The 23,911-nt window shown below is 55.2% G+C and carries 22 protein-coding genes and 1 pseudogene; 20 read left to right on the top strand and 3 right to left on the bottom strand.

Going from position 1 to position 23,911, the window contains the following annotated elements; translation table 11 throughout:
- The first annotated feature begins 342 nt into the window (after positions 1–342).
- From rpsB to JNM42_RS14570, 16 genes are all read left to right on the top strand, one after another.
- On the top strand, positions 343–1,086 hold the full coding sequence (gene rpsB / locus JNM42_RS14645; protein ID WP_294271620.1) for a 30S ribosomal protein S2: 744 nt from the start codon (positions 343–345) through the stop codon (positions 1,084–1,086).
- Positions 1,087–1,205: 119 nt separating this feature from the next.
- On the top strand, positions 1,206–2,099 hold the full coding sequence (tsf, locus tag JNM42_RS14640) for a translation elongation factor Ts (RefSeq protein WP_294271617.1): 894 nt from the start codon (positions 1,206–1,208) through the stop codon (positions 2,097–2,099).
- 18 nt (positions 2,100–2,117) lie between these two features.
- Entirely contained in the window at positions 2,118–2,843 is a 726-nt protein-coding gene (gene pyrH / locus JNM42_RS14635; RefSeq protein ID WP_294271613.1) for a UMP kinase, read from the top strand.
- An 11-nt stretch (positions 2,844–2,854) separates the two neighbouring features.
- Positions 2,855–3,415, top strand: a complete 561-nt coding sequence (gene frr / locus JNM42_RS14630) for a ribosome recycling factor (RefSeq protein WP_294271610.1) — start codon at positions 2,855–2,857, stop codon at positions 3,413–3,415.
- 23 nt (positions 3,416–3,438) lie between these two features.
- The gene (gene uppS / locus JNM42_RS14625) at positions 3,439–4,269 is read left to right on the top strand and encodes a polyprenyl diphosphate synthase (protein WP_294271608.1); all 831 of its coding nucleotides are present in this window, start codon (positions 3,439–3,441) and stop codon (positions 4,267–4,269) included.
- Entirely contained in the window at positions 4,262–5,116 is an 855-nt protein-coding gene (locus JNM42_RS14620) for a phosphatidate cytidylyltransferase (protein WP_294271605.1), read from the top strand. Before uppS ends, JNM42_RS14620 begins: the two co-directional genes overlap by 8 nt.
- Before the next feature lie 9 nt (positions 5,117–5,125).
- Positions 5,126–6,310 carry a 1-deoxy-D-xylulose-5-phosphate reductoisomerase gene (gene ispC / locus JNM42_RS14615; RefSeq protein WP_294271601.1) on the top strand — a complete coding sequence of 395 codons (1,185 nt, stop codon included), beginning with the start codon at positions 5,126–5,128 and terminating at the stop codon, positions 6,308–6,310.
- Positions 6,311–6,312: 2 nt separating this feature from the next.
- Positions 6,313–7,680 carry an RIP metalloprotease RseP gene (gene rseP, locus JNM42_RS14610; protein ID WP_294271599.1) on the top strand — a complete coding sequence of 456 codons (1,368 nt, stop codon included), beginning with the start codon at positions 6,313–6,315 and terminating at the stop codon, positions 7,678–7,680.
- 4 nt (positions 7,681–7,684) lie between these two features.
- Positions 7,685–10,039 carry an outer membrane protein assembly factor BamA gene (gene bamA, locus JNM42_RS14605; RefSeq protein ID WP_294271596.1) on the top strand — a complete coding sequence of 785 codons (2,355 nt, stop codon included), beginning with the start codon at positions 7,685–7,687 and terminating at the stop codon, positions 10,037–10,039.
- Between the two features lie 51 nt (positions 10,040–10,090).
- Entirely contained in the window at positions 10,091–10,564 is a 474-nt protein-coding gene (locus JNM42_RS14600; protein WP_294271744.1) for an OmpH family outer membrane protein, read from the top strand.
- Positions 10,565–10,569: 5 nt separating this feature from the next.
- The gene (gene lpxD / locus JNM42_RS14595) at positions 10,570–11,607 is read left to right on the top strand and encodes a UDP-3-O-(3-hydroxymyristoyl)glucosamine N-acyltransferase (protein ID WP_294271593.1); all 1,038 of its coding nucleotides are present in this window, start codon (positions 10,570–10,572) and stop codon (positions 11,605–11,607) included.
- A 5-nt stretch (positions 11,608–11,612) separates the two neighbouring features.
- Entirely contained in the window at positions 11,613–12,050 is a 438-nt protein-coding gene (fabZ, locus tag JNM42_RS14590) for a 3-hydroxyacyl-ACP dehydratase FabZ (RefSeq protein ID WP_294271590.1), read from the top strand.
- 18 nt (positions 12,051–12,068) lie between these two features.
- Complete coding sequence (gene lpxA / locus JNM42_RS14585; RefSeq protein ID WP_294271585.1) at positions 12,069–12,839, top strand: acyl-ACP--UDP-N-acetylglucosamine O-acyltransferase; 771 nt, start codon at positions 12,069–12,071, stop codon at positions 12,837–12,839.
- Entirely contained in the window at positions 12,836–14,023 is a 1,188-nt protein-coding gene (gene lpxB / locus JNM42_RS14580) for a lipid-A-disaccharide synthase (protein ID WP_294271582.1), read from the top strand. Before lpxA ends, lpxB begins: the two co-directional genes overlap by 4 nt.
- Complete coding sequence (gene rnhB, locus JNM42_RS14575; protein WP_294271578.1) at positions 14,001–14,588, top strand: ribonuclease HII; 588 nt, start codon at positions 14,001–14,003, stop codon at positions 14,586–14,588. Before lpxB ends, rnhB begins: the two co-directional genes overlap by 23 nt.
- Entirely contained in the window at positions 14,585–15,364 is a 780-nt protein-coding gene (locus tag JNM42_RS14570; RefSeq protein WP_294271575.1) for an RNA methyltransferase, read from the top strand. Before rnhB ends, JNM42_RS14570 begins: the two co-directional genes overlap by 4 nt.
- A 38-nt stretch (positions 15,365–15,402) precedes the next feature.
- Here JNM42_RS14570 and ppc read toward each other — a convergent pair whose 3' ends face one another.
- The gene (gene ppc, locus JNM42_RS14565) at positions 15,403–18,195 is read right to left on the bottom strand and encodes a phosphoenolpyruvate carboxylase (protein WP_294271572.1); all 2,793 of its coding nucleotides are present in this window, start codon (positions 18,193–18,195) and stop codon (positions 15,403–15,405) included.
- 539 nt (positions 18,196–18,734) lie between these two features.
- Positions 18,735–19,187: pseudogene (gene smpB, locus JNM42_RS14560) on the bottom strand (SsrA-binding protein SmpB); the annotation flags it as partial.
- Positions 19,188–19,257: 70 nt separating this feature from the next.
- On the opposite strand from smpB, the gene JNM42_RS14555 reads away from it, so the two are divergent.
- Entirely contained in the window at positions 19,258–19,701 is a 444-nt protein-coding gene (locus JNM42_RS14555) for a type II toxin-antitoxin system RatA family toxin (protein WP_294271570.1), read from the top strand.
- A complete protein-coding gene (locus tag JNM42_RS14550; RefSeq protein ID WP_294271565.1) occupies positions 19,694–20,014 on the top strand; it encodes an RnfH family protein in 321 nt (106 codons plus the stop codon). Before JNM42_RS14555 ends, JNM42_RS14550 begins: the two co-directional genes overlap by 8 nt.
- Before the next feature lie 16 nt (positions 20,015–20,030).
- Here JNM42_RS14550 and JNM42_RS14545 read toward each other — a convergent pair whose 3' ends face one another.
- Positions 20,031–20,474, bottom strand: a complete 444-nt coding sequence (locus tag JNM42_RS14545) for a DUF4124 domain-containing protein (protein ID WP_294271562.1) — start codon at positions 20,472–20,474, stop codon at positions 20,031–20,033.
- A gap of 62 nt (positions 20,475–20,536) precedes the next feature.
- Here JNM42_RS14545 and guaB point away from each other — a divergent pair, with 62 nt between their 5' ends.
- Together guaB and guaA are read left to right on the top strand one after the other, a co-directional pair.
- The gene (guaB, locus tag JNM42_RS14540; RefSeq protein WP_294271559.1) at positions 20,537–21,997 is read left to right on the top strand and encodes an IMP dehydrogenase; all 1,461 of its coding nucleotides are present in this window, start codon (positions 20,537–20,539) and stop codon (positions 21,995–21,997) included.
- Between the two features lie 58 nt (positions 21,998–22,055).
- Entirely contained in the window at positions 22,056–23,633 is a 1,578-nt protein-coding gene (gene guaA, locus JNM42_RS14535) for a glutamine-hydrolyzing GMP synthase (protein WP_294271554.1), read from the top strand.
- Positions 23,634–23,911: the final 278 nt, after the last annotated feature.

Raw genomic sequence — 23,911 nt, 5'->3', positions numbered from 1 at the left:
TGGAGTGGCGAAGGATAAAGTAAGGCGCACGCTTAGGCAATTTACCTCTTGAATGGTTCGGGACGCCCGTTCGATCAGCAATCGGCCATTGCTTAACACGAGTACAAGGCCGAAACAAAGCCGACAGTGGAATTTCACCGGGTCCGATGATACAATCGCCGGGTTTTGCTGACCTGTGTTGGTGAAACTTGAATGATGAACGCGTGCCATGGTGGCGCGCAGGATGTGTCGGTAACGGCACGTCAACTACGCACATTCGCCTGTTCAAGGGTGTCCGCCAACTTTTCAAGGCGGGCTGTAGGTGGGCGAATGGTGGTCTAACCCTGATATGAAAGAAAAAGTATGTCTACAACCATGCGTCAAATGCTGGAGGCAGGTGTTCACTTCGGCCACCAGACCCGCTTCTGGAACCCAAAGATGGCTCAGTACATCTTCGGGGCCCGTAGCAAGATCCACATCGTCAATCTCGAACAGACACTTGCCAAGTACAACGAAGCCATGGCTTTTGTGCGCAAGCTGTCGTCCAACAAGGGCAATATCCTGTTTGTCAGTACCAAGCGGCAGGCGCGAGAAATCATCGCCGAAGAAGCCAGCCGTTCAGGTTCCTCGTATGTTGACCAGCGCTGGCTGGGCGGCATGCTGACCAACTTCAAGACCATCAAGCAGTCGACCAAGCGGCTCAAGGACATGGAAGCCATGACCGAAGACGGTTCCCTTGAAAAGCTCGGCAAGAAGGAAGCGTTGATGACGCAACGTGAACTGGCCAAACTGCAGAAGTCGATCGGTGGCATCAAGGAAATGAACACCCTGCCCGATGCCTTGTTCGTCATCGATGTCGGCTATCACAAGATCGCCATCACCGAAGCCAACAAGCTGGGTATTCCGGTAATCGCAGTGGTCGATACCAATCACTCGCCTGAAGGCATTGATTACGTCATTCCGGGAAACGATGACTCGTCCAGTGCGATCCGTCTGTACGCGCGCGGTGTGGCTGACTCAATTCTTGAGGGTCGCAGTCAATTCGTTGAAGAAATTGTTGCTGCCGGGGCTTCCGGCGACGAATTTTTCGAAGAAACCGAGCAGTAACCGGCAGGTTTTTTCGACTGCTTGCAGGCAACGAGAAATGTGAGCAGCTCGTTTTGTTTCAACTGTTTTGGATGAGGGACGGCTGCTTATTAAGGCCGTGTCCGCAAGTGGAGAAAATAATGGCGGCAATTACCGCAAGCATGGTGGCTGAACTGCGTGCAAAGACCGACGCACCGATGATGGAATGCAAGAAGGCGCTGACCGAGGCCGATGGCGATCTGGGCAAGGCCGAAGAAATTCTGCGTGTAAAGCTGGGCAACAAGGCGACCAAGGCAGCGGCCCGCATCACTGCCGAAGGCGTAGTTGGCGTCAGTATTACGCCTGATGGCAAGCTGGGAGCAATCATCGAGATCAACTGCGAGACTGATTTTGTCGCCAAGAATGACGAGTTTTTACAACTGACCAAGGCCTGCGCCGAGTTGGTAGTCAACCAGAACCCATCTGATGTGTCGGCGCTGTTAACACTGCCTATGGGTGAAGGAACCGTCGAATCGACACGCACCGCTTTGGTTGGCAAGATTGGCGAGAATCTCTCGGTGCGCCGCTTCGTGCGTGTCGAAGCCAGAGGCAAACTAGTGTCCTACATCCATGGCGGTGCCAGAATTGGCGTTCTGCTTGATCTGGTTGGCGGCGACGAGCAACTGGGCAAGGATCTGGCCATGCACATTGCCGCGTCCAAGCCCAAATCACTGGATGCGACGGGTGTTCCTGGCGAACTTCTGGACACCGAGCGCCGCATTGCCATCGAGAAAGCGCGAGCCGACAACAAACCCGAAGCCATGCTCGACAAGATCGCCGAGGGTACCGTTCAAAAGTACCTGAAGGAAGTAACCCTGCTGGCTCAGGTGTTCGTCAAAGCCGAAGACGGAAAACAGACCGTTGAGCAATTGCTCAGGAGCAAAGGCGCTTCGGTTGCCGGTTTTACGCTGTACGTGGTCGGCGAAGGGATGGAAAAACGCTCGAACGACTTTGCCGCCGAAGTGGCTGCCCAGGCTGCGGCAGCCCAGAAGTAAGACATAGGGTTTAATGCCATGACTGAAGCCGGTACTCCCCGATTCAAGCGTATCCTGCTCAAGCTCTCGGGAGAAGCCCTGATGGGTGCGGATGCTTACGGAATCAACCGTCAGACGATTTCTGAAATCGTCGGGGAGGTCAAGAGCATAGTTGATTTGGGCGTTCAGGTTGGCGTTGTCATCGGTGGCGGCAATATCTTTCGCGGTGTAGCCCCCGCTGCCACCGGCATGGATCGCGCTCAAGCCGACTACATGGGTATGCTGGCCACCGTAATGAACGGTCTGGCATTGCAGGATGCAATGCGTGTCGCCGGGATGGTTGCCCGCGTCCAGTCGGCACTGAGTATCGAACAGGTTGTCGAACCCTATATTCGTGGCCGGGCCATCCGTTATCTGGAGCAGGGCAGGACGGTTATCTTTGCCGGTGGAACCGGCAACCCATTTTTTACCACCGATACGGCCGCAGCTTTGCGCGGTGCCGAAATCGGGGCGGAGATCGTACTCAAGGCGACGAAGGTCGATGGCATTTACTCGGCCGATCCAAAAAAAGATCCTCTGGCGACACGCTATGACCGGATCAGTTTCAATGAGGCGATTTCAATGAACCTGGCGGTGATGGATTCGACTGCTTTTGCGCTGTGCCGCGACCAGAAACTGCCAATCAACGTCTTCTCGATTTTCAAGCGCGGTGCGCTGAAGCGGGTTGTAATTGGCGAGAATGAAGGCACGCTGGTATATTGCTGAGGGAGATTGACATGTCGATTGCAGATGTAAAAAAAACGAGCGAACACAAGATGCAGAAGTCGCTTGAGGCACTCAGGATCGATCTGGCGAAGGTTCGTACCGGACGTGCCCATATCGGTTTGCTGGATCATGTTCAGGTCGATTATTACGGTTCTATGGTGGCAGTGAATACGGTGGCCAACATCACTATGATTGATTCTCGAACACTGGGTGTTCAGGTTTGGGAGAAGAGCATGGCGCCCAAGGTTGAAAAAGCCATTCGGGATTCCGATCTCGGCCTGAATCCGGCGTCCCAGGGCGAACTCATTCGCGTTCCAATGCCGGCATTGACAGAAGAACGGCGCCGCGACCTGATCAAGGTGGTCAAGCACGAATGTGAAACCGCACGAATTGCCATGCGCAATCTGCGCCGTGATGCCAACGCGACACTCAAAGATCTGCTCAAGAGCAAGGCGTGCTCTGAGGATGATGAGCGTCGGGCACAGGACGATATCCAGAAACTCACCGACAAGTATGTCGCAGAGGTTGACAAACAGTTCGCGCAGAAAGAAATCGAGTTGATGGCTGTTTGAAGACGACCAAAAGGATACGCCAGATGGCTGTCTTCACCAGTTCCACTCGGGATATACCGGGCGCTGCCGCGCTGCCGCGACATGTGGCCATTATCATGGATGGCAACGGTCGCTGGGCCAGGAAGCGCTATTTGCCGCGCTTTGCAGGGCATCGTCGAGGTGTCGAGACGGTCCGCGATACAGTCAAGTATTGCCTTGAGCGTGGGATCGAGTATCTGACGCTCTTTGCCTTCAGTTCGGAAAACTGGCGACGCCCCGAAGAGGAGGTGAGGCTGCTCATGCAGCTTTTCGTGCGTGCATTGCAGAAGGAGGTATCCCGGCTTGATCGCAACGGCGTCCGCCTGAGAGTGGTTGGCGATCTGTCGCGCTTTGATCCGGATTTGCAGTCGCTGATTTTTGCTTCGGAACAGCAGACGGCTGGCAATGAGAAACTGACACTGACCATCGCGGCCAATTACGGTGGTCGCTGGGATATTCTGCAGGCCGTCAATCGCATGGCTGTGGAACATCCGGAAAAGCAGGGTGAGTGGAGTGAAGCCGACCTGGCGCCTTATCTGGCCATGAGTTATGCACCGGAGCCTGATCTCTTCATTCGCACCGGCGGGGAGGAACGGGTCAGTAACTTTCTGCTTTGGCAACTGGCCTATGCGGAATTTTATTTTACCGATACGCTCTGGCCGGAGTTCGACTCGGTGGCCTTCAGTGCGGCGATTACCTCGTATCAGCAGCGTGAACGTCGTTTCGGGCGAACGAGCGAACAACTGATCGGCAATCAACCCGCCGAGGTACCTGATGATTTGACTCTTGATAGCGCAGGTTCGACCCGTCCGATGGACATGAAGATCAATGCTTAAAACGCGGATTATTACCGCGCTCCTCCTTTTTGCGGCCTTTTTTTCGGCACTTTTCTATCTGCCCCTTCTCGGCTGGATCCTATTCGCTACGCTCGTAGCCGCAGTGGCTGCCTGGGAGTGGGGAGCACTAATGGGTTTGGGTGCTTGGTCAAGGCTTGCCCTGGGTGCGGCTTTAGTATTGATTTGTGCGGCTGTTGCTGCATTTGATCCAGTCGCGCTGGGACTGCAGGGAGTGTCGGATTCTGGCAGCAATTTTTCTGATGCGGCATGGCGACTGGGGCGCTGGTTTTATCTTCCGGCGGCATTTTTCTGGTTGTTTGTGGTTCCTTTATGGTTGAGAAAGCGCTGGTCATTGCCTAAATCCGCGCTCGGATTGGCAATCGGCCTTTTGTTAATCCTGCCGACCTGGCTGGCATTAGTGCAACTGAGGCAAGCGGGGGCACTAGCACTTATCGCTATCATGGCCACCGTCTGGGTGGCGGACACCGCTGCTTATGCCTTCGGACGCACCCTGGGTCGACACAAGCTGGCGCCAAACATCAGTCCGGGAAAGACTTGGGAGGGCGCGCTTGGTGGGGGCGTTGCCGTCATCGTTTATGGCTTTATCCTCTCCCCCAAACTGCCTGCTGTTCTTTCTGACCATTACGCTGTGCTGCTCTTCGTCCTGGTCCTTCTGACAGCAATCAGTATCGCTGGTGACCTGTTCGAGTCGCTGCTCAAACGTCAGGCCGGGCTCAAAGACAGCAGCAACATTCTGCCCGGGCACGGCGGTGTGCTTGATCGTATCGACAGCCTGACTTCGACCCTGCCGATGGTTGCGCTGGTCTGGCTGACTGCCTTGAATTGACGGCGGGCGATGATCGTGCAAAAGCTTACGATTCTAGGATCAACCGGTTCCATTGGCGTCAACACACTCGATGTCATTCGCCGCCACCCGCAACGTTTTCGGGTGATTGCCCTCTGCGCCCATAATCAGATCGACCGCCTGTTTGATCAATGCCTTGAGTTTCAACCACGTTTTGCTGTGGTGCGTGATGCTCAATTAGCTGTCGAACTGCAACGCCGCCTACAGGCCGTTGCTTGTTCAACCCTGGTCGAGTCTGGGCCGGAAGCCCTGGTACGGATGGCCGAACTTCCGGAAGTTGATTCGGTAATGGCGGCCATTGTCGGTGCAGCAGGCCTGCAATCCACTCTGGCCGCTGCACTTGCCGGCAAGAAAGTTCTGTTGGCCAACAAGGAAGCCCTGGTCATGGCTGGGCCGATCCTGATGCGGGCCGTAAGAGAAAATAGCGCAATATTGCTACCAATTGACAGTGAACATAATGCTATATTTCAATCACTTCCAAATGATTATTCAGGTAATTTATTAAAGAGTGGCGTGCTCAGTTTAATGTTGACTGCCTCAGGCGGTCCATTTCTGAATACTTCGCTTGCCGACCTCGAATGCGTTAGTCCCGAGCAGGCCTGCGCGCATCCCAACTGGGTCATGGGACGGAAGATTTCAGTCGATTCGGCGACCATGATGAACAAGGGGCTCGAAATGATTGAGGCGCACTGGTTATTCAACGTCCCGGCTGAACAAATCGAGGTTGTCATCCACCCGCAAAGTGTCATCCACTCGCTGGTTCGATATGTAGACGGTTCGGTCATCGCTGAACTCGGTAATCCGGATATGCGAACGCCGATTGCTCACGCACTGGCTTATCCGGAGCGGATCGACGCAGGAGTTGAGCCACTTGATCTGTGCAAAATCGCCTTACTACAGTTTGAGCGACCAGACTTTGAGCGTTTCCCCTGCCTTGCGCTGGCTTACCGTGCACTACGCGAGGGTGATAGTTCCCCGGCAACTCTCAATGCCGCCAATGAGGTTGCCGTTCAGTCATTTCTCGATGGAAGGATCGGCTTTGCATTAATCCCGAAAATCATCAGTGCGGTCCTGGACAGGACACGGGTAACCCCACTGGACTCACTTGCCGATGTGCTGGCCGCAGACCATGCTGCACGCCGGATAGCCGAGCAAGTCATCGGCGGGTTGGCTTGATCATGAGTAACTTCCTTTACTACCTGGCGGCATTTGCCCTGATTTTAGGTGTGCTGATCGTGGTTCACGAGTATGGGCACTACCTCTTAGCACGGTGGGTCGGCGTCAAGGTACTGCGTTTCTCGGTGGGGTTTGGCCGGGCGCTATGGTCCAAACGCATCGGTCGTGATGGAACCGAATGGGCGCTCGGAATATTTCCCCTGGGTGGTTACGTCAAAATGCTCGATGAACGCGAAGGCGATGTTGCTCCTGAAGAACTGCATCGCAGCTTCAACCGGCAGAGCGTAGGGCGGCGCATGGCCATAGTGGCTGCCGGTCCTGCAGCCAATTTGCTGTTGGCGATTGTCGTGTACTGGGGCCTCTTCTGGCACGGCATCGAAGAACTGAAACCCATTCTTGGTACGCCAGTCGCGGCAAGTCCTGCCGCTGCGTCCGGCATGCAGAGCGGCGAGCGGGTACTCAAAGTCGGTGGAGACGTGGTGCAAACCTGGCAGGACATGCACTGGGTATTGATTCGTCACGCTGTTGATCAGGACTCGATCGAATTCGAGGTAATCAACCCGCACAATGAGATCACGATTCGCCACCTTGATGTCTCGTCAGTCCGAGCGGGAGGCTGGGAGGGAGATGCCCTGGCCAGGCTGGGAATCAGCTTTTATCGCCCCAAAATTCCAGCGGTGCTAGGAAAAATCAGCCCGGACAGTGCTGCAGCGGCTGCCGGACTACAAGTGGGAGACGAGATTCTGGTGATTGACGATAAGCCGATCAGTACCTGGCCCGATGTTGTACAGAATGTTCGCAATTCGCCGGGTAAAACACTGGACTTTGAAGTTGTACGCCAGGGTGAACGATTTGTCTTCGAAATTACACCGCTACCCGTTGAGGAAGGTGGACAAAAAATTGGCCGGATTGGGGCCAGCGTCAAGGATACCGGCGCTGCGCGAAGTGAGATGATGATAACGGTTCGATACGGAGTGATATCTGCGCTGGGCAAGGCCATCAACGAGACCTGGGATAAATCGGTTTTCAGCCTGGTAATGATCGGAAAAATGATTACCGGTGAAGTGTCATGGCGCAATATCAGCGGTCCGGTAACGATAGCGGACTATGCCGGCCAGTCGGCAAAACTCGGTATGAGCTACTACCTTAAATTTCTGGCGCTGGTCAGTATCAGTCTCGCCGTGCTGAATTTGCTGCCCATTCCGATTCTGGATGGTGGCCATTTGCTGTATTATGTCGTCGAAATCATAAAGCGTGGGCCGCTCTCTGAGCGCAGCATGGAAGTTGGCCAGCAAATCGGTCTGGCGCTGATGCTGATGCTGATGGCGTTTGCTTTCTACAATGATATCAATCGATTGATTTCCGGCTGACCTAATGAAGAAAAACCTGCTGGCAGGTCTGATCGCCTCACTTTTTGTTTCTGGCGCTTTTGCTTTTGAACCGTTTACCGTCAAGGATATTCGTGTCGAAGGGATTCAGCGCACTGAAGCCGGTACGGTATTCAGCTATCTCCCGGTCAAGGTCGGGGACACCCTGACCGACGAAAAGGCGGCACAAGCAATCAAGGCCTTGTTCGCCACCGGTTTTTTCAAGGATGTACGCATCGAGATCGATGGCGATGTCGTTATCGTGGTGCTCGAAGAGCGACCGGCCATCGCCCAGATTGACTTTGTTGGTCTCAAGGAATTCGAAAAAGATCAACTGATCAAAGGCCTGAAGGAAGCAGGATTCGCTGTCTCGCGTTCCTATGACCGCGCCATGCTCGAAAAAGCCGAGCAGGAATTGAAGCGCCAATATCTCACACGCGGCAAATATGGTGTGGCTATCACCACGACGGTGACGCCTTTAGAGCGCAACCGGGTTTCGATCAACTTCAATGTTGACGAAGGCGATGCCGCCAAGATCAGGCAAATCAATATTGTGGGTGCTCAGGCTTTCAAGGAAAAGGACTTGCAAGCTCTTTTCCAGTTGCAAACACCTAACTGGATAAGCTGGTATACCAAGAACGATCAATATTCAAAGCAAAAACTTGCCGCTGACCTGGAGACATTGCGCTCTTACTATCTCAATCGCGGTTACCTCGAATTCAATATCGAATCGACCCAGGTATCGATCAGTCCCGACAAAAAGGATATTTTCATTACGCTGACTATTGCCGAAGGCGAACGCTATATCGTGTCTTCGGTCAAGCTGGCGGGCGATCTCATTTTGCCGGAAGAAGAATTCAGGAAGGCAATGAAAATCAGGCCGGGTGACGTTTTTTCTCGTGAAAAATTGAATGAGAGTACGAAAGCCATCAGCGACAAGCTTTCGGCCAAGGGCTATGCCTTCGCCAACGTCAATGCGGCGCCGGAACTGGACAAGGAGAAAAGGCAGGTTGCCTTTACCGTATTCGTCGATCCGGGCAAACGGGCTTATGTTCGCCGCATCAACGTATCGGGTAATACTAAAACCCGTGATGAAGTGATTCGACAGGAAGTTCGTCAGATGGAAGGTGCCTGGTTCGACGATGAGCGTGTCAAGCTTTCGAAGGAGCGTATTGACAAAACCGGCTACTTTGGCGAAGTCAATATCGAAACGCCACCCGTGCCAGGCACCAGCGACCAGGTCGACGTAAATATCAATGTAACAGAGAAGTCAACGGGTAATATTTCCCTGGGTGTTGGCTATTCCCAATCAGAAGGGGTGATTCTCTCAGCGTCAATTTCACAGGCCAACATATTCGGTAGCGGGAAATTCGTGTCATTACAGGTCAATACGGGCAAGATCAACCAGACCCTGGCCTTTAGCTACACCAATCCTTACTTTACGGTCGATGGCATCAGCCAGGGCTTTGATGTTTACACCAGAAAATCCAACCCGACATCACTCGGGTACGAATTCAAGACGACTTCATATGGCGGCGGACTGCGTTTCGGCATTCCGCTTTCCGAGAAACAGGCACTTACCTTCGGTGTGGCCATCGATCAGACGCAGGTTGAGATCAACCCCTTGAATCCCAACACACCAAACCAATACCTGAGATTCAACAATCAGTTTTGCGGTTCGGGCAGTTCGGACATTCCGACCGACCTGTTCACCATTCCTTCATCATGCACCAACCTTACGTTGCCGGTGACGCTTGGCTGGATCAGCGATACCAAGGACAGCGCGATTTTGCCGACACGGGGTGCGCTGCAAAAGGCGGCGATTGAGGTGGCTATCCCCGGAGGAGATCTCACGTTCTACAAGTTGAGCTATCAGCAACAACGGTTTTTCCCGATCACCCGCAACATGGTGCTCATGCTCAACGGAGAACTTGGCTACGCCAACGGCTTGTCCGGGCAGCAAGTACCTTTCTACCGGAATTTCTATGCTGGAGGTATTGGATCCGTGCGTGGTTACGATCCTGCCAGTCTGGGGCCCTATGAGTTTACAAATGGCAATGTAGTACGGCTTGGAGGTACGCGGCGCGTGGTCTTCAATGCCGAGTTGTCGATGCCGCTGCCTGGTTTCGGTTTAGATAAATCGGTGCGATTTGGTCCATTCTTCGATGCCGGCCAGGTCTATCCAGACGGAAATCTCCCGAGGGGTGTATTCGACCAAGGCGCAATCCGGACATCGGCAGGTCTTGCGGCGACCTGGATTTCCCCATTCGGACCGCTCAAGTTCAGTGTTGCCGGAGCACTCAACAGCGAGAAAAATGATAAACTTCAAGTCTTCCAGTTCCAGTTTGGACAGGCCTTTTAACCCAGGAGAGATAGCTTGAACAAGAAAATTGCCACGTTGCTGGTCGCGTTGATGGCTTCGCTGCCAGTGCCTTACGCGTCGGCATCAGAAACTTTGAAGATTGGTTACGTCAATACCCAGCGCATTTTTCGTGACGCGCCTACTGCCGTCAAGGCGGCCAAGAAGATTGAGACTGAATTTTCCAAACGCGATCAGGATTTGCAGCGTCTGGCCAAGCAGGTTCAGGCCTTGCAGGAGTCGCTTGAAAAAAATGCTGTGACTATGGCCGAAACGGAACGTCGTTCAAAAGAGAAGGACCTTAACGAACTGTCGCGCGAGTTTCAGCGCAAGCAACGCGAGTTCCGTGAAGATTTGAACCTGCGTCAGAACGAAGAGAATGCCGCAATCATCGAAAAGGCGAACAAGGCGATCAAGCAGCTCGCCGAGAGTGAAAAGTACGATCTGATCGTTCAGGATGTCGTCTGGGTCAGCCCAAAACTCGACGTGACGGACAAAATAATCAAGGCCTTGTCCGAAGGCAAGTAAAAAGCGTGCCTGTGCAAGAAGGTCTGCGGCTCGAAGAAATTGTCTCCCAACTTGGCGGATCGCTTGAGGGTGACGGTTCCGTCCTTGTCTCACAAGTTGCTAGCCTGGCTTCGGCAGGTGCCGGGCAGATTGCTTTTATTGTCAATCCGAAATACCGGCAGCAGTTGCTGAGCACCCGCGCCTCAGCGGTTATCGTATCGCCTCAGTTTGCCGGGGATACCGCGCTGCCGAGGATTGTGCATCAAAATGCCTACGCATATTACGCCCGAGTTGTGGCCTTGCTGAACCCGCAAGGATCGCGTCCTACTGGCGTTCATTCCTCCGCCGTAGTGCGCAGCAAAATTCCTGGCTCGGCTTCTATCGGCGAAAACGTGGTGCTCGGCGATAACGTGGTGCTCGGCGAAAACGTCACCCTGTATCCCGGCTGTGTCATTGGAGACGGTGTTTCAATCGGTGACGATTCGCTGATCTACCCGAATGTGGTGATCTATGGTCATTGCGTGATTGGACGACGAGCGATCATTCAGGCAGGAGCGGTCATCGGTAGCGATGGTTTCGGTTTTGCCAAGGACGGAGAGCGCTGGCTCAAGATTCCGCAAATCGGTCGCGTTGTCATCGGAGACGACGTGGAAATTGGCGCCAATACATCGATCGATCGTGGCGCACTTGACGATACCGTCATTGGTCATGGAGTTAAACTCGACAATCAGATCCAGATTGCACATAACGTGCTTATCGGCGAGCACACGGCGATGGCCGGTTGTGTTGGTATCGCGGGTAGCGTAACCATCGGGCGTCGCTGTACTGTCGGAGGTGCCGGGATGATTTCCGGCCATCTCGAACTTGCTGACGATGTTCATGTTTCGGGGGGCACACTGGTCGCCAAGAGTCTGCTCAAGGCAGGGCAATACACCAGCGTTTTCCCCATCCAGACGCACGCCGATTGGTTGCACAACGCTGCACAGATCAAACGACTGGCCAGGCTGGCCGAGCGGGTTACCGAACTTGAGAAAAAACTTGAACTAATGGAGAATACATTTTGAATGCAATGGATATTAATGAAGTAATCGAACACCTCCCGCACCGTTATCCTTTCCTGCTGGTCGATCGTGTCATTGACTGTGAGCCGGGAAAATCAATCCATGCCTACAAGAATATCTCAATCAACGAACCCTTTTTCGTCGGCCATTTCCCCAATTTTCCGGTGATGCCTGGTGTCCTGATCACGGAGGCTCTGGCGCAGGCGGCCGGTATCCTGTCCTTCAAGACCCTTGGCGTAAAGCCCGACAACAGCTTTCTGTTCTACCTGGTTGGCGTAGACCGCGCGCGCTTCAAGAAGCCGGTATCTGCCGGCGACCAACTGCATCTGCATGTCCAGATCCAGCGCCAGATGCGTAACATCTGGACCTACAAAGCGGAAGCAAAGGTTGACGGAGAGATCGTTGCCGAGGCCGGATTGATGTGTGCCAAGCGCGAACTGGCCTGACTGTGATTTGAAAAAAACATGATCCATCCAAGTGCAATCATTGATCCCGGGGCGCAACTGGGCCATAACGTATCAATTGGCCCATTTTGCATTATCGGCGAGCATGTCGAGATCGGAGACAATACCTCGATTGGTCCGCATGTTGTTATCTCCGGGCATACGCGTATTGGCCGCGATAACCGGATTTTTCAGTTCAGTTCGATCGGTGGGGTGCCGCAGGACAAGAAATACTCGGGAGAGCCGACGCGCCTCGAAATCGGTGACCGCAACACCATTCGCGAGTTCTGCACGTTCAACCTCGGAACGGCGCAGGACGCGGGTGTAACCAGGCTCGGGAACGACAACTGGATCATGGCCTACGTGCACATCGCGCACGATTGCCAGGTCGGAAACCACACAATCTTCGCCAACAACGCCCAACTTGCCGGGCACGTGCATATTGATGACTGGGCAATACTTGGTGGCTTCACTGGCGTGCATCAGTTCTGCCGCGTCGGCGCCCATACCATGACGGCTGCAGCGACCGTGGTGGTGCAGGACGTTCCCCCCTACGTGATGGCCGCCGGCAACACGGCAACTCCTTTCGGCATCAATGCCGAAGGATTGAAGCGCCGCGGCTTTTCACCCGACGCCTTGCTAACGTTGAAGCGTGCTTATCGGACACTCTACAAATCCGGATTAATGCTTGATGAAGCTCGCACCAAGCTCCAGGAAGAAGTCAAGGCACATCCTGAAATCCAGCCCATTCTCGATTTTCTTGCGGTATCGAAGCGCGGCATCATCCGATGACGGCTGGCGTAGTTCGTATCGCCATGGTCGCCGGCGAGGCTTCGGGTGATCTACTGGCCAGCCACCTGATTCGCTCACTCAAGGCCAGACTGCCCAATGCCGAATTCTATGGTGTGGGTGGTCCGAAAATGGCGGGTGAAGGATTCAAAGCCTGGCATCCACTGGAAAAACTCTCGGTTCGCGGCTATTTCGAGGTACTCAGGCATTTCCGGGAGATCGCCGGTATTCGCCGTGACTTGAAGCGCCGCCTGCTGGCCGATCCGCCCGATGCGTTTATTGGTATCGATGCGCCGGACTTCAATCTGGCGCTTGAAAAAGTACTCAAAAACCGAGGAATTCCGAGTATTCATTACGTCAGTCCGTCGATCTGGGCTTGGCGCGGGAAACGTATTCACAAGATTGGCGCCGCGGTATCGCGCGTTTTGGCACTTTTCCCCTTTGAATCGCCACTGTACGAAAAACAAGGCATTCCGGTGAGCTACGTCGGTCACCCGCTGGCCGATATCCTGCCCGTTGACGATGCGCGTGATGATGCGCGCGAGTTGCTTGGACTTCCAGCGCAGCAGCCGATTTTTGCCCTCCTGCCCGGAAGCCGGCAGTCCGAACTTCACTACATGGCCGAAACCTTCATCGAGACGGCACGCCAGATTAACCGGAAAATGCCGAATGCACTGTTTCTGGCTCCTCTGGCCACCCGAGAAACCCGCTTGTTGTTCGAGACTGCGCTATATCGTTGCGCGGCGAACGAACTGCCGATCCGCCTGCTGTTCGGTCATGCCCATGAAGCGATGATGGCGTCCGATGTGGTACTCGTCGCCAGCGGCACCGCGACACTCGAAGCGGCGCTACTCAAACGACCGATGGTCATTGCTTACAAGATGGCATCGCTGACCTACCGTCTGATGCAGCATATGGAAGGTTATTTGCCTTACTATGGTCTGCCCAATATTCTGGCCGGTAAATTCGTTGTTCCCGAATTCATCCAGGACGACGCGACCTCCGAAAATCTGGCACAGGCACTGCTCAATCTTTATGCCGACAAGGCGACCTGCACCCGCATCAGCGAAATTTTTCGCGAGATACACTTGCAACTAAAGCAGAACACAGCGGAAAAGGCCGCAAAGGCGATTCTCGAGTGCCTGCCGGTCGCGGTGTGCAACCATGCCCTTACTGCAAGCATCTGAAGGCCTGGTTTGCGGCGTTGATGAAGCCGGTCGCGGTCCGCTGGCCGGTCCGGTGGTGGCGGCGGCGGTGATTCTCGACCCTGCCTGCCCGATCAAAGGTCTGAATGACTCCAAGCAGCTATCAGCCAGGCGTCGCGAGGCACTGGCGATCGAGATTCGCGCCAAGGCCCTGGCTTGGGCGATAGCCGAGGCCAGTGTCGAGGAAATCGAGCGCATCAATATCCTGCAGGCCAGCTTGCTGGCCATGCGGCGTGCGGTTGAAGCGCTTGCAACCCCGCCGAGTCAGGCGCTGATCGACGGCAAGCACTGCCCGCACTTGCCTTGCCCGGCGCAAGCCATTATTGGCGGCGATGGCAAGGTGGCTTCGATTGCGGCGGCGTCCATCCTGGCCAAGACCTTTCGTGACGCCGGCATGCTGGAATTGCATCTGCTCTATCCGCAGTACGGCTTCGACCGCCACATGGGTTATCCAACGGCGTTGCACCTCCAGGCGCTCAAGGAACATGGTGTCAGTCCGGTACATCGTCGCAGCTATGCGCCGATCGCTCGGCTCCTGCGCTTATGAGACAGATCGCCTCGCGCGAGAATTCGCATTTCAAAGCGCTGAAGAAGCTCTGCCGCAGTGGTCGCGAACGGCGTAAGACAGGGCAGGTGCTGCTCGACGGTATGCATCTGATCGAAGTTTGTGCCCAGCTTTCAGTCCCGTTGCAGGAACTGGTGGTCAGCGAAAGCGGCTTGCAGCGTATCGAAATTGCCGACTATCTCGCAAGCGGTGACACCAGCGATCTGCTCACTGTATTATCCGACGTCCTGTTTGCCGAACTGGCAACGGTCGAGACGCCGAGCGGCATCATGGCGATGATCAGGCAACCACTTCCGGCGCACGCACTGAATCATGCGATCGACACGGTACTGCTCGATGGTATTCAGGATCCTGGCAACCTTGGCTCGATCCTGCGTAGCGCGGCTGCAGCGGGCTTTCGGCAGGTTCTTCTTGCGTCCGATTGTGCCCAGGCGTGGTCACCGAAAACCCTGCGCGCAGGGATGGGAGCGCATTTCCGGCTTGACCTTCATGAAGGCTGCGATCTGCCGGCCTTTCTCGGAGCTTATCGTGGACAGGCCGTCGTAACCGCGCTGGATGCGCCGGCCGCCCTCTATTCGCTGGCCCTGAGCGAACCTGTAGCCTGGGTTTTTGGCAGTGAAGGGCAGGGTGTGCGGCCGGATGTAGCTGAATCCACGCGACTTCGGGTTCGTATCCCGATGCCGGGAGAGAGCGAATCGCTCAATGTGGCTGCCGCTGCTGCGATCTGTCTGTTTGAGACAGTCCGGCAGCGTCGGTAGCCTTTCCGCCCTATCTTTTCTGCACCTTGTATGCAGATTCAGCCGCTGTTGCGCAGGCCAGCGGCGATGCCGTTGATTGACAGATGAATGCCGCGTCGCACCCGTTCGTCGACCGGTTCAGTTGATTGTGCTGCCCGATGACGGCGCAGGAGTTCAATCTGCAGGTGATTTAGCGGATCCATATACGGGAAGCGATTACGTATCGAACGGCGTAGCAGTGGATTGTCTGCGAGCAACTCGTCCTGTTGCTCGATAGCCAGGAGATAACGCCTTGTTCGCTCGTATTCGGCTCCAATTCGGCCGAAAATCTGTTCACGCAATGTCGAATCGCTGACCAGTTCGGCGTATCGCGAAGCAATCGTCAGGTCGGCCTTGGCCATTACCATATCCATATTGGACAGCAGGGTACGAAAGAAAGGCCAGTTGCCGTGCATTCGGCGCAGCGCTTCCAGTCCGTCCGGGTTATCCTTGAGCCAGGCCTCAACAGCCGAGCCAAAGCCAAACCAGCCGGGAAGCATCAGGCGGCACTGTGCCCAACTGAATACCCAGGGAATGGCACGCAGATCCTCGATGCGTCCGGAAGGCTTGCGCGCGGTAGGGCGGCTACCAATGTTCAGGCCGGCAATTTCCGCGATCGGCGTCGATTCGTGGAAGTAGCGATTAAAGCCCTCGGTCTCGTAAACCAGCCCGCGGTAGGCCTGGTAAGCCAGTTCGGAAAGGCTTTCAAGTACCGCGCGGTAAGCCGCCGGCTCGGTTTCATGTTCAAGATCGAGCAGGGTCGCTTCGAGTGTAGCAGCGGCCAGAATTTCGAGGTTGCGGCGACCCACTTCGGGATTTGCATACTTGGATGCAATGACTTCGCCTTGCTCGGTGATGCGGATCTGACCGGAGACGGCACCGGCCGGCTGTGCCAGGATCGCCAGGTAGCTTGGGCCACCGCCGCGTCCAACCGAGCCGCCGCGTCCATGAAACAGTCGCAGACGTACCCCGGTCGCAGCAAACACGCGCGTCAGTTCAACCTCGGCCTTGTACAACTCCCAGCCGGAAGTGAGAAAACCTCCGTCCTTGTTGCTGTCCGAATAACCGAGCATGACCTCGTGCTCGTTGGCGCGTGAGGCGACCAGTGCGCGGTAGACGGGAAGGTCGAAGAGGCGCTGCATGACTGCCGGGCAGTTTCGCAAGTCGCCGATCATTTCGAATAGCGGGATGATGTTGATCGCCAATTCCGGAACATTTCTGGATGCCAATGCTGGTGTCAGCAAGCCGGCTTCCTTGAGCAGTAACGCGACTTCGAGCAGGTCGGAGGCCGCGCTGGTCTTCGAAATGATGACGTTGGGCAAGGCTGCGTTGCCGTAGCGCGCGCGCAGCTCGTGCGCAGTAAAAAAAATTGCCATTTCGCCTTTGGTCTCGTCAGAGTACTCGATATGCGGCGAATAGAGCGGACGCGGACTGGCGATCTCCTCGCAGAGCAAGGCAATACGGGCATCTTCATCGAGTGCGGCATAATCAGTCAGATGCTCGATGCGAGCGGCGCGAGCCAGAAGTTCGGCGACCGTTCGCTCGTGCACCTCGGAGTTCTGGCGCAGATCGATCGGCGCCAGATGGAAGCCAAAGATCTGCACGGCACGTACCAGGCGGCGCAGGCGGCCACCAGCGATCAGAGCGGCACCATGTTGCACCAGCGATTCGACAAGAACTTCAAGGTCGGTATGCAATTCTGCGGCAGTGGCGTAGGGCTGTGCTTCGCCAATAGCCTCCCGCAGCGCCTCATGCTGGTCGAGCGATTTTGCGGTGGCGGCCAGGCGTGCGTAGATGCCGGTCAAGGCGCGACGGTAGGGTTCGTCCGATCGATTCGGTGAATGGTCTGGCGAACGCTCGGCTAGTGCGGCCAGCGCCGGCGAGACCTTGAGCAGCATTAGTGAAAGCGGAAGCTCAGCGCCGAGTGCGTGGATCTCCGCCAGGTAGAACTCTAGCGCAGCAGTCGATTGCAGACGCAGCGCCGTTTTCAATATATCGGCGGTAACAAAGGGATTGCCGTCGCGATCGCCGCCGATCCAGCTACCGACCCGGAAAAAGGGCGCAAGCTGCCAGTTTTCATCTGGGAAGCGCTTGCTCAGCAGATCCTGCAACTGGCCATACAGGCGCGGCAGTTCGGCAAAGAAGGTATCGTCGTAGTAACTGATGCCGTTTTTGATTTCGTCGACAACCGCCAGCCGGTTCGGACGTAGCGCCCGAGTGCGCCACAGTCTGAGCACGGCTCGACGCATCGTTTGATCGCTTTCCTCCTGCTCTTCGGGAGTCAGTTGCATGCGGTCGCTGTGATCGAGCAGGGTAGCGATCTCGTGCTGACAATACAGGATACTCTTGCGTGAAACTTCTGTCGGATGCGCGGTCAGTACCGGCGAGACCAGAGCGACATCAAAAAAGTCACGGATCTTCCCGACCGTTACTCCGGCTTCCTGAACGCGGTCAAGCGCGTGCTGCAGGCTACCCTCGCGCGGCAGCGAGCCGATCAGGTCATGCGCACGGCGGCGGCGGATGTGATGCTGGTCCTCGGCGATATTCGCCAGATGCAGGAAGTAGCTGAAAGCCCGGACGACCGAGATCATCGAATCGCGTGGCAGGTCGTTGAGTATGGCTTCGAGTTCGGATCGCGACGCCGGGTCAGACTCGCGGTCCGGGTTCTGGTTCAATTGGACGGAGGTCTTGCGGATGAGCTCGATGACTGCAAAAACTTCTTCGCCCTCCTGCTCGCGTACGGTGTCGCCGAGCAGGCGACCGAGTAGTCTGGTGTCATTGCGCAGCGGGAGGTCTTTGTCGGTGTTGGACATGGTTCGGGCTTGAAGAAGAATTGTAAATCGTCACCACCAGGCCACCAGGAGCACCATGAATTAGCAAAAAAAGAAAAATGAAGTTCAGTAATCCTGGTTCCGGCTTGGCCGGTTAGGGTTTTTCCTGGTGTAACTTTTGCTTCTTGGTGTCCTGGTGGCGTTAGTATTACTGGGCTTTACGATTGACCAGCAAATCGCGCAGCGAGTTCGCTGAAGGTTTGAGTGGCAAGACTAAAGGTTGACGTTCAAGGAATCCATTTCATGCCAAGCACGATACTATATCAGCAGTGGACGGTTAATCGAGAGAGTGATTTGCTCAATGCCGTGAATGAATTCTATTCTTGATTTTTACACCGCTCGTAGGATTTCATTGACTTTGCCAAAGGCCGATGAATCACTGATTAGCCGCATTTTGCCGACCGGGATGTTAGTCCATCCCTGAATGGATGGGTTGCCTGCAAGGCCCAAGTTCTGGCAAACAAAACCCCATCGATACGGATCTGTCGGCGGAATGGTGGAGTGTCCTGTTTCGGCGAAAATCAGGTCTTGACACGCATCAGGCGGGCTTTTTCACGATCCCAGTCACGTTCCTTTTCGGCTTCGCGCTTGTCATGTTGCTTCTTGCCTTTGGCCAGACCGATTTCAACCTTGATACGACCCCGCATGTAGTGCAGATTCAATGGCAATAGCGTGTAACCGGCGCGTTCAACCTGACCGATCAATTTGCTGATCTGGTTGGCGTGGAGCAACAGCTTGCGTGTGCGGATCGGGTCAGGATGAACGTGGGTTGAGGCTTCGGGCAAGGCGGTGATGTGCATCCCGAATAGAAAAACCTCGCCGCTGCGGATAACGACATAGGATTCCTTGATGTTCGCTCGTCCAGCCCGGATCGCCTTGACCTCCCAGCCTTGCAGTGAAATGCCCGCCTCGAATCTTTCTTCGACGAAGTAGTCGTGGAAGGCTTTCTTGTTGGCGATGATGCTCATGGTGCGGCTCTCAGAGGTTGTGCTGCAAGGATGCTAGAATGCGAGATTCTACAGGATTCACGAGGCACGGCTGACGATGGCCATGGTTGAGAAATCAGTTCTGATCGAGCGTTCAGCGCAACAGATGTTCGATTTGGTCGACGAGGTTGAAGACTACCCCAGTTTTTTACCCTGGTGCAGCCAGACTCGGGTTGAGTTCCGGGATGAAAGCAGGACGGTCGCCACGCTGCATATCAACTATCGCAGCGTCAAGTCGCACTTCACCACCGAAAACCAGAAGGAAATACCACTACGCATGTGCATCAAACTGGTTGATGGCCCGTTTCGCCGGCTCGAAGGGCTGTGGCATTTCAGGCCGCTGGCCGAAAATGCCTGCAAGATCGAATTCCGGCTTTCTTATGATTTTTCCAGCAAAATGTTCGAAAAAGTCATCGGTCCGGTTTTCAGCCAGATTGCCAACACCTTTGTTGATGCCTTCGTAAGACGCGCCGACGAGGTTTATGGAGTGATTAATGCCTGAGTTGATGCGCATCGAAGTGATATATCCGCTGCCCGAGAAACAGGAGATTTTTACAGTCAGCTTGCCAGCGGGTGCAAGTGTGCGTCAGGCCATTGAAGCCTCCGGGGTTTTGCTGAAGTATCCTGAGATTGACTTGAGCAAAAACAAGATAGGCGTCTTCGCCAGACTTGCCAAGCCGGATACGCCTTTACGCGATCGGGACCGAGTGGAAATCTACCGGTCGTTGATTGCCGACCCGAAAGAAGTGCGCAAGCAACGGGCGGCAGAAGGCAAAGTAATGAAAAAAGGCGCGGGCGAAGTGGAGAGCGAGTAGAGAACTGCTCTCCAGCTTACTTACAGAAAGATTGCACGGCCTGACGCGTCTTGGCGATTTCCTGTGCACGCTGTGCATCGTCCATGTAATAACGCTCACCCTTCTCGTCACGCAGGGCGATTCGTTCGCCGGATTCAAGAAGCTGCTGTTGACGGCGCGCGTTATCACAGTTTTCGTTCCTTTCAGAGGCCGCCGCTTGCTGTTTGCTTGCTTTCTCCGTTTTCTCCTGGGTTTCTTTCAGGTTTTTGCGGAACTCCAGTTCTAGATCAGCTGTGGTTTTCTGCGTCGGGCTTCCGGTCGCAGGCGGCGCTGATTCGATTTTCCGCAGTTCGCGGGCATTGCCTGGGGGGGGCATGTCTGAGTAATGAGTTTTGCCGCTTTCATCCTTCCACTCGAAGACCTGGGCGTGCACCGCAGCAGCGGCGAGAAGGGCGGCAACAATAAGGGCATTGCGTTTCATGGTCATCCTGTCTAAATAGAGCATGCTGTATAATACTTTTTTGTGACCTCGGATAATAGGCCATGCGTTTAATTCAAAGGGCGCTGACGTTTGACGACGTCCTCCTCGTTCCAGCTCATTCCACAGTTATGCCTCGCGATGTCAGCCTGCGCACCCGCCTGACACGTAACATTACACTCAATATGCCGCTGGTGTCAGCCGCCATGGACACCGTGACTGAAGCCCGTCTCGCCATCGCCTTGGCACAGGAGGGCGGGATCGGAATCGTGCACAAGAATCTCAGCGCGAAAGCACAGGCGGCTGAAGTTGCCAAGGTCAAACGTTTTGAATCGGGCATTCTGAAAGACCCGATTACCGTACCGCCGACCATGTCGGTGCGCGAAGTCTTCGAGCTCACCCTGTTGCACAAGATTTCCGGTTTCCCCGTACTTGAAGGCAAGGTTGTGGTCGGCATTGTGACCAACCGCGACTTGCGCTTCGAAACCAACCTTGACCAGCCGGTACGTAATATCATGACACCGCGCGAGCGGCTGGTTACGGTCAAGGAGGGCGCCACCGTAGAGGAAGGCAAGGCCTTGATCCACAAGCATCGCCTAGAGCGTGTGCTGGTCGTCAATGCTGCTTTCGAGTTGCGTGGCCTGATTACCGTCAAGGACATCATCAAGACCACCGAACACCCCTTTGCCAGCAAGGATGCTTCAGGTCGCTTGTGTGCCGGTGCGGCTATTGGCGTTGGCGCCGGCACCGAGCAGCGCGCCGAATTGCTCGCCGAGGCCGGAGTCGATGTCATCGTTGTCGATACCGCGCACGGACACTCTCAGGGTGTTCTTGAGCGGGTGCAATGGGTAAAGAGGAACCTGCCGCTGGTTGAAGTGGTTGGTGGCAACATTGCTACCGCCGAGGCCGCGCGCGCACTGATTGATCACGGCGCCGACGGTGTCAAGGTGGGTATCGGTCCGGGTTCAATTTGTACGACACGGATTGTTGCCGGCGTTGGCGTGCCCCAGATTACAGCCATCCAGATGGTGGCAGATGCACTCAAAGGTACCGGGGTACCGATGATCGCCGATGGGGGGATTCGTTACTCCGGGGATATCTGCAAGGCTATGGCAGCCGGTGGCAATGCCGTCATGCTCGGCGGTCTGTTTGCCGGTACCGAAGAAGCGCCGGGTGAAGTCGAACTCTTTCAGGGGCGTTCCTATAAATCGTATCGCGGCATGGGTTCGCTGGGCGCCATGGCGGCGGGGGCGGCGGATCGGTATTTTCAGGACAGCGCATCCAACATCGACAAACTGGTACCGGAAGGTATTGAAGGACGTGTACCCTACAAGGGATCGGTGATTGCTGTGATTCACCAGTTGATGGGCGGGCTGCGCTCTTCCATGGGCTATCTGGGCTGCGCGACCATTGACGAATTGCACGAGCGAGCCGCATTCGTCGAAATTACCTCGGCTGGCGTTCGCGAGTCGCACGTCCATGATGTACAGATCACCAAGGAAGCACCGAATTACCATGTCGAATGATTGATTTTGTTTCCTGTGGGGCGGCTGGCAGCCGCCCTTGTTTATTCAAGGCTTGAAAATGGCTCACCAGAAAATACTCATCCTCGATTTCGGTTCCCAGGTCACTCAGCTTATCGCCCGCCGTGTGCGCGAGCAGCAGGTCTATTGCGAGCTGCATCCCTTTGACGTGAGCGAGGATTTTATCCGCAAGTTCAATCCGCAAGGCATCATCCTGTCCGGCGGACCGAACTCGGTTTATGAGGCCGAAGAGTGGCGAGCGCCGCAGGTGGTTTTTGAACTCGGTGTCCCGGTGCTGGGGATTTGTTACGGCATGCAGACCATGGCCCAGCAACTCGGAGGCCTTGTTGAAAGTTCCGGCAAGCGCGAGTTTGGTTACGCGGAAATCCGGGCTCGCGGCCATTCGGAGTTGTTCAGGGGAGTCCAGGACCGGACCAACGACGCGGGGCACGGCCTGCTTGACGTGTGGATGAGTCATGGCGACAAGGTTACGCAGCTTCCGGCTGGTTTCAAGGTGATCGCCAGTAACGAAGCGTGCCCGATTGCCGCCATGGCGGACGAATCGCGGAAGTTCTACGCCGTTCAGTTCCATCCGGAAGTCACGCATACACTGAAGGGCAAGGAAATAATCGCCCACTTCGTGCACAAAATCTGCGGCTGTGGCCGCGACTGGAACATGCCGGACTATGTGAACGAAGCCATCGAGAAAGTGTGCGCCCAGGTCGGCAGTGAGGAAGTCATCCTCGGCCTCTCCGGCGGTGTTGACTCCTCGGTCGTTGCCGCGCTCTTGCACCGCGCCATCGGCAAGCAATTGACCTGCGTATTCGTTGACAACGGCCTGTTGCGTCTGAACGAAGCGGAGCAGGTGCTGCAGACCTTCGCCAGCAACCTCGGCGTCAAGGTGATTCACGTTGATGCCAGCGAGCAGTTCATGGGGCATCTGAAAGGCGTTTCAGATCCAGAAGCCAAACGTAAAATTATTGGTCGCGAATTTGTTGAAGTCTTCCAGGCTGAATCCAGAAAACTTGCAGAAAGGGGTGAAGCGGCAAAATGGCTGGCGCAGGGAACGATCTATCCGGACGTAATCGAGTCGGCCGGCAGCAAGACAAAAAAAGCGCACACCATCAAGAGCCACCACAATGTCGGCGGCTTGCCGGAAACGCTCAATCTGAAGTTGCTTGAACCGCTGCGCGAACTGTTCAAGGACGAAGTTCGAGAACTTGGAATAGCCCTAGGACTGCCGCATGACATGGTCTATCGTCATCCGTTCCCCGGCCCTGGCCTGGGCGTGCGCATTCTCGGCGAGGTGAATAAGGACTATGCCGACCTGCTACGCCGTGCCGATGCCATTTTCATCGACGAACTGCGTGCTGCCGGCTGGTACGAGAAGACAAGCCAGGCTTTTGCCGTTTTCCTGCCGGTGAAGAGCGTTGGCGTCATGGGCGATGGGCGGACTTATGAATACGTCGTTGCCTTGCGTGCCGTGGACACCCAGGACTTCATGACTGCGCACTGGTCTGAATTGCCGCACAGTCTGCTCGGCAAAGTCTCCAATCGCATTATCAATGAGGTACGTGGAATCAACCGGGTGGTGTACGACATTTCAGGAAAGCCGCCGGCGACGATTGAGTGGGAATAAAATATCATCATTTCAAGTCGTCTCACGCCGTCCGGATTTTCTGCAATTTACCAGCTATAACAACCAGTTAGCGTCTCATGGCGTCTCACGCCGTCCTAGTAAAGCCCGACTAAAGTGTCGGTATTGCTGACGGTATCGAGATCTGGTCCTTGAACGACCCAAGTTGATACCGTCAACTACGTTGACGGTATCGGTTGACGGTATCAGTTTACGGAGGATCAGATGCTCACTGACATGCAGTTAAGGGCGTTGAAGCCCACTGGGAAGATTTACAAAGT

The sequence above is a fragment of the Propionivibrio sp. genome (genome assembly GCF_016790145.1).
Lineage (GTDB): Bacteria > Pseudomonadota > Gammaproteobacteria > Burkholderiales > Rhodocyclaceae > Propionivibrio.
The sequence above is the reverse complement of the archived record's forward strand: the minus strand, read 5'-3'. Positions and strand labels throughout refer to the sequence as shown.

Coding starts and splice junctions, on each gene's coding strand:
- rpsB (WP_294271620.1), top strand. CDS start 343: ATGTCTACAACCATGCGTCAAATGCTGGAGGCAGGTGTTCACTTCGGC.
- tsf (WP_294271617.1), top strand. CDS start 1,206: ATGGCGGCAATTACCGCAAGCATGGTGGCTGAACTGCGTGCAAAGACC.
- pyrH (WP_294271613.1), top strand. CDS start 2,118: ATGACTGAAGCCGGTACTCCCCGATTCAAGCGTATCCTGCTCAAGCTC.
- frr (WP_294271610.1), top strand. CDS start 2,855: ATGTCGATTGCAGATGTAAAAAAAACGAGCGAACACAAGATGCAGAAG.
- uppS (WP_294271608.1), top strand. CDS start 3,439: ATGGCTGTCTTCACCAGTTCCACTCGGGATATACCGGGCGCTGCCGCG.
- JNM42_RS14620 (WP_294271605.1), top strand. CDS start 4,262: ATGCTTAAAACGCGGATTATTACCGCGCTCCTCCTTTTTGCGGCCTTT.
- ispC (WP_294271601.1), top strand. CDS start 5,126: ATGATCGTGCAAAAGCTTACGATTCTAGGATCAACCGGTTCCATTGGC.
- rseP (WP_294271599.1), top strand. CDS start 6,313: ATGAGTAACTTCCTTTACTACCTGGCGGCATTTGCCCTGATTTTAGGT.
- bamA (WP_294271596.1), top strand. CDS start 7,685: ATGAAGAAAAACCTGCTGGCAGGTCTGATCGCCTCACTTTTTGTTTCT.
- JNM42_RS14600 (WP_294271744.1), top strand. CDS start 10,091: ATGGCTTCGCTGCCAGTGCCTTACGCGTCGGCATCAGAAACTTTGAAG.
- fabZ (WP_294271590.1), top strand. CDS start 11,613: ATGGATATTAATGAAGTAATCGAACACCTCCCGCACCGTTATCCTTTC.
- lpxA (WP_294271585.1), top strand. CDS start 12,069: ATGATCCATCCAAGTGCAATCATTGATCCCGGGGCGCAACTGGGCCAT.
- lpxB (WP_294271582.1), top strand. CDS start 12,836: ATGACGGCTGGCGTAGTTCGTATCGCCATGGTCGCCGGCGAGGCTTCG.
- rnhB (WP_294271578.1), top strand. CDS start 14,001: ATGCCCTTACTGCAAGCATCTGAAGGCCTGGTTTGCGGCGTTGATGAA.
- JNM42_RS14570 (WP_294271575.1), top strand. CDS start 14,585: ATGAGACAGATCGCCTCGCGCGAGAATTCGCATTTCAAAGCGCTGAAG.
- ppc (WP_294271572.1), bottom strand. CDS start 18,195: ATGTCCAACACCGACAAAGACCTCCCGCTGCGCAATGACACCAGACTA.
- JNM42_RS14555 (WP_294271570.1), top strand. CDS start 19,258: ATGGCCATGGTTGAGAAATCAGTTCTGATCGAGCGTTCAGCGCAACAG.
- JNM42_RS14550 (WP_294271565.1), top strand. CDS start 19,694: ATGCCTGAGTTGATGCGCATCGAAGTGATATATCCGCTGCCCGAGAAA.
- JNM42_RS14545 (WP_294271562.1), bottom strand. CDS start 20,474: ATGAAACGCAATGCCCTTATTGTTGCCGCCCTTCTCGCCGCTGCTGCG.
- guaB (WP_294271559.1), top strand. CDS start 20,537: ATGCGTTTAATTCAAAGGGCGCTGACGTTTGACGACGTCCTCCTCGTT.
- guaA (WP_294271554.1), top strand. CDS start 22,056: ATGGCTCACCAGAAAATACTCATCCTCGATTTCGGTTCCCAGGTCACT.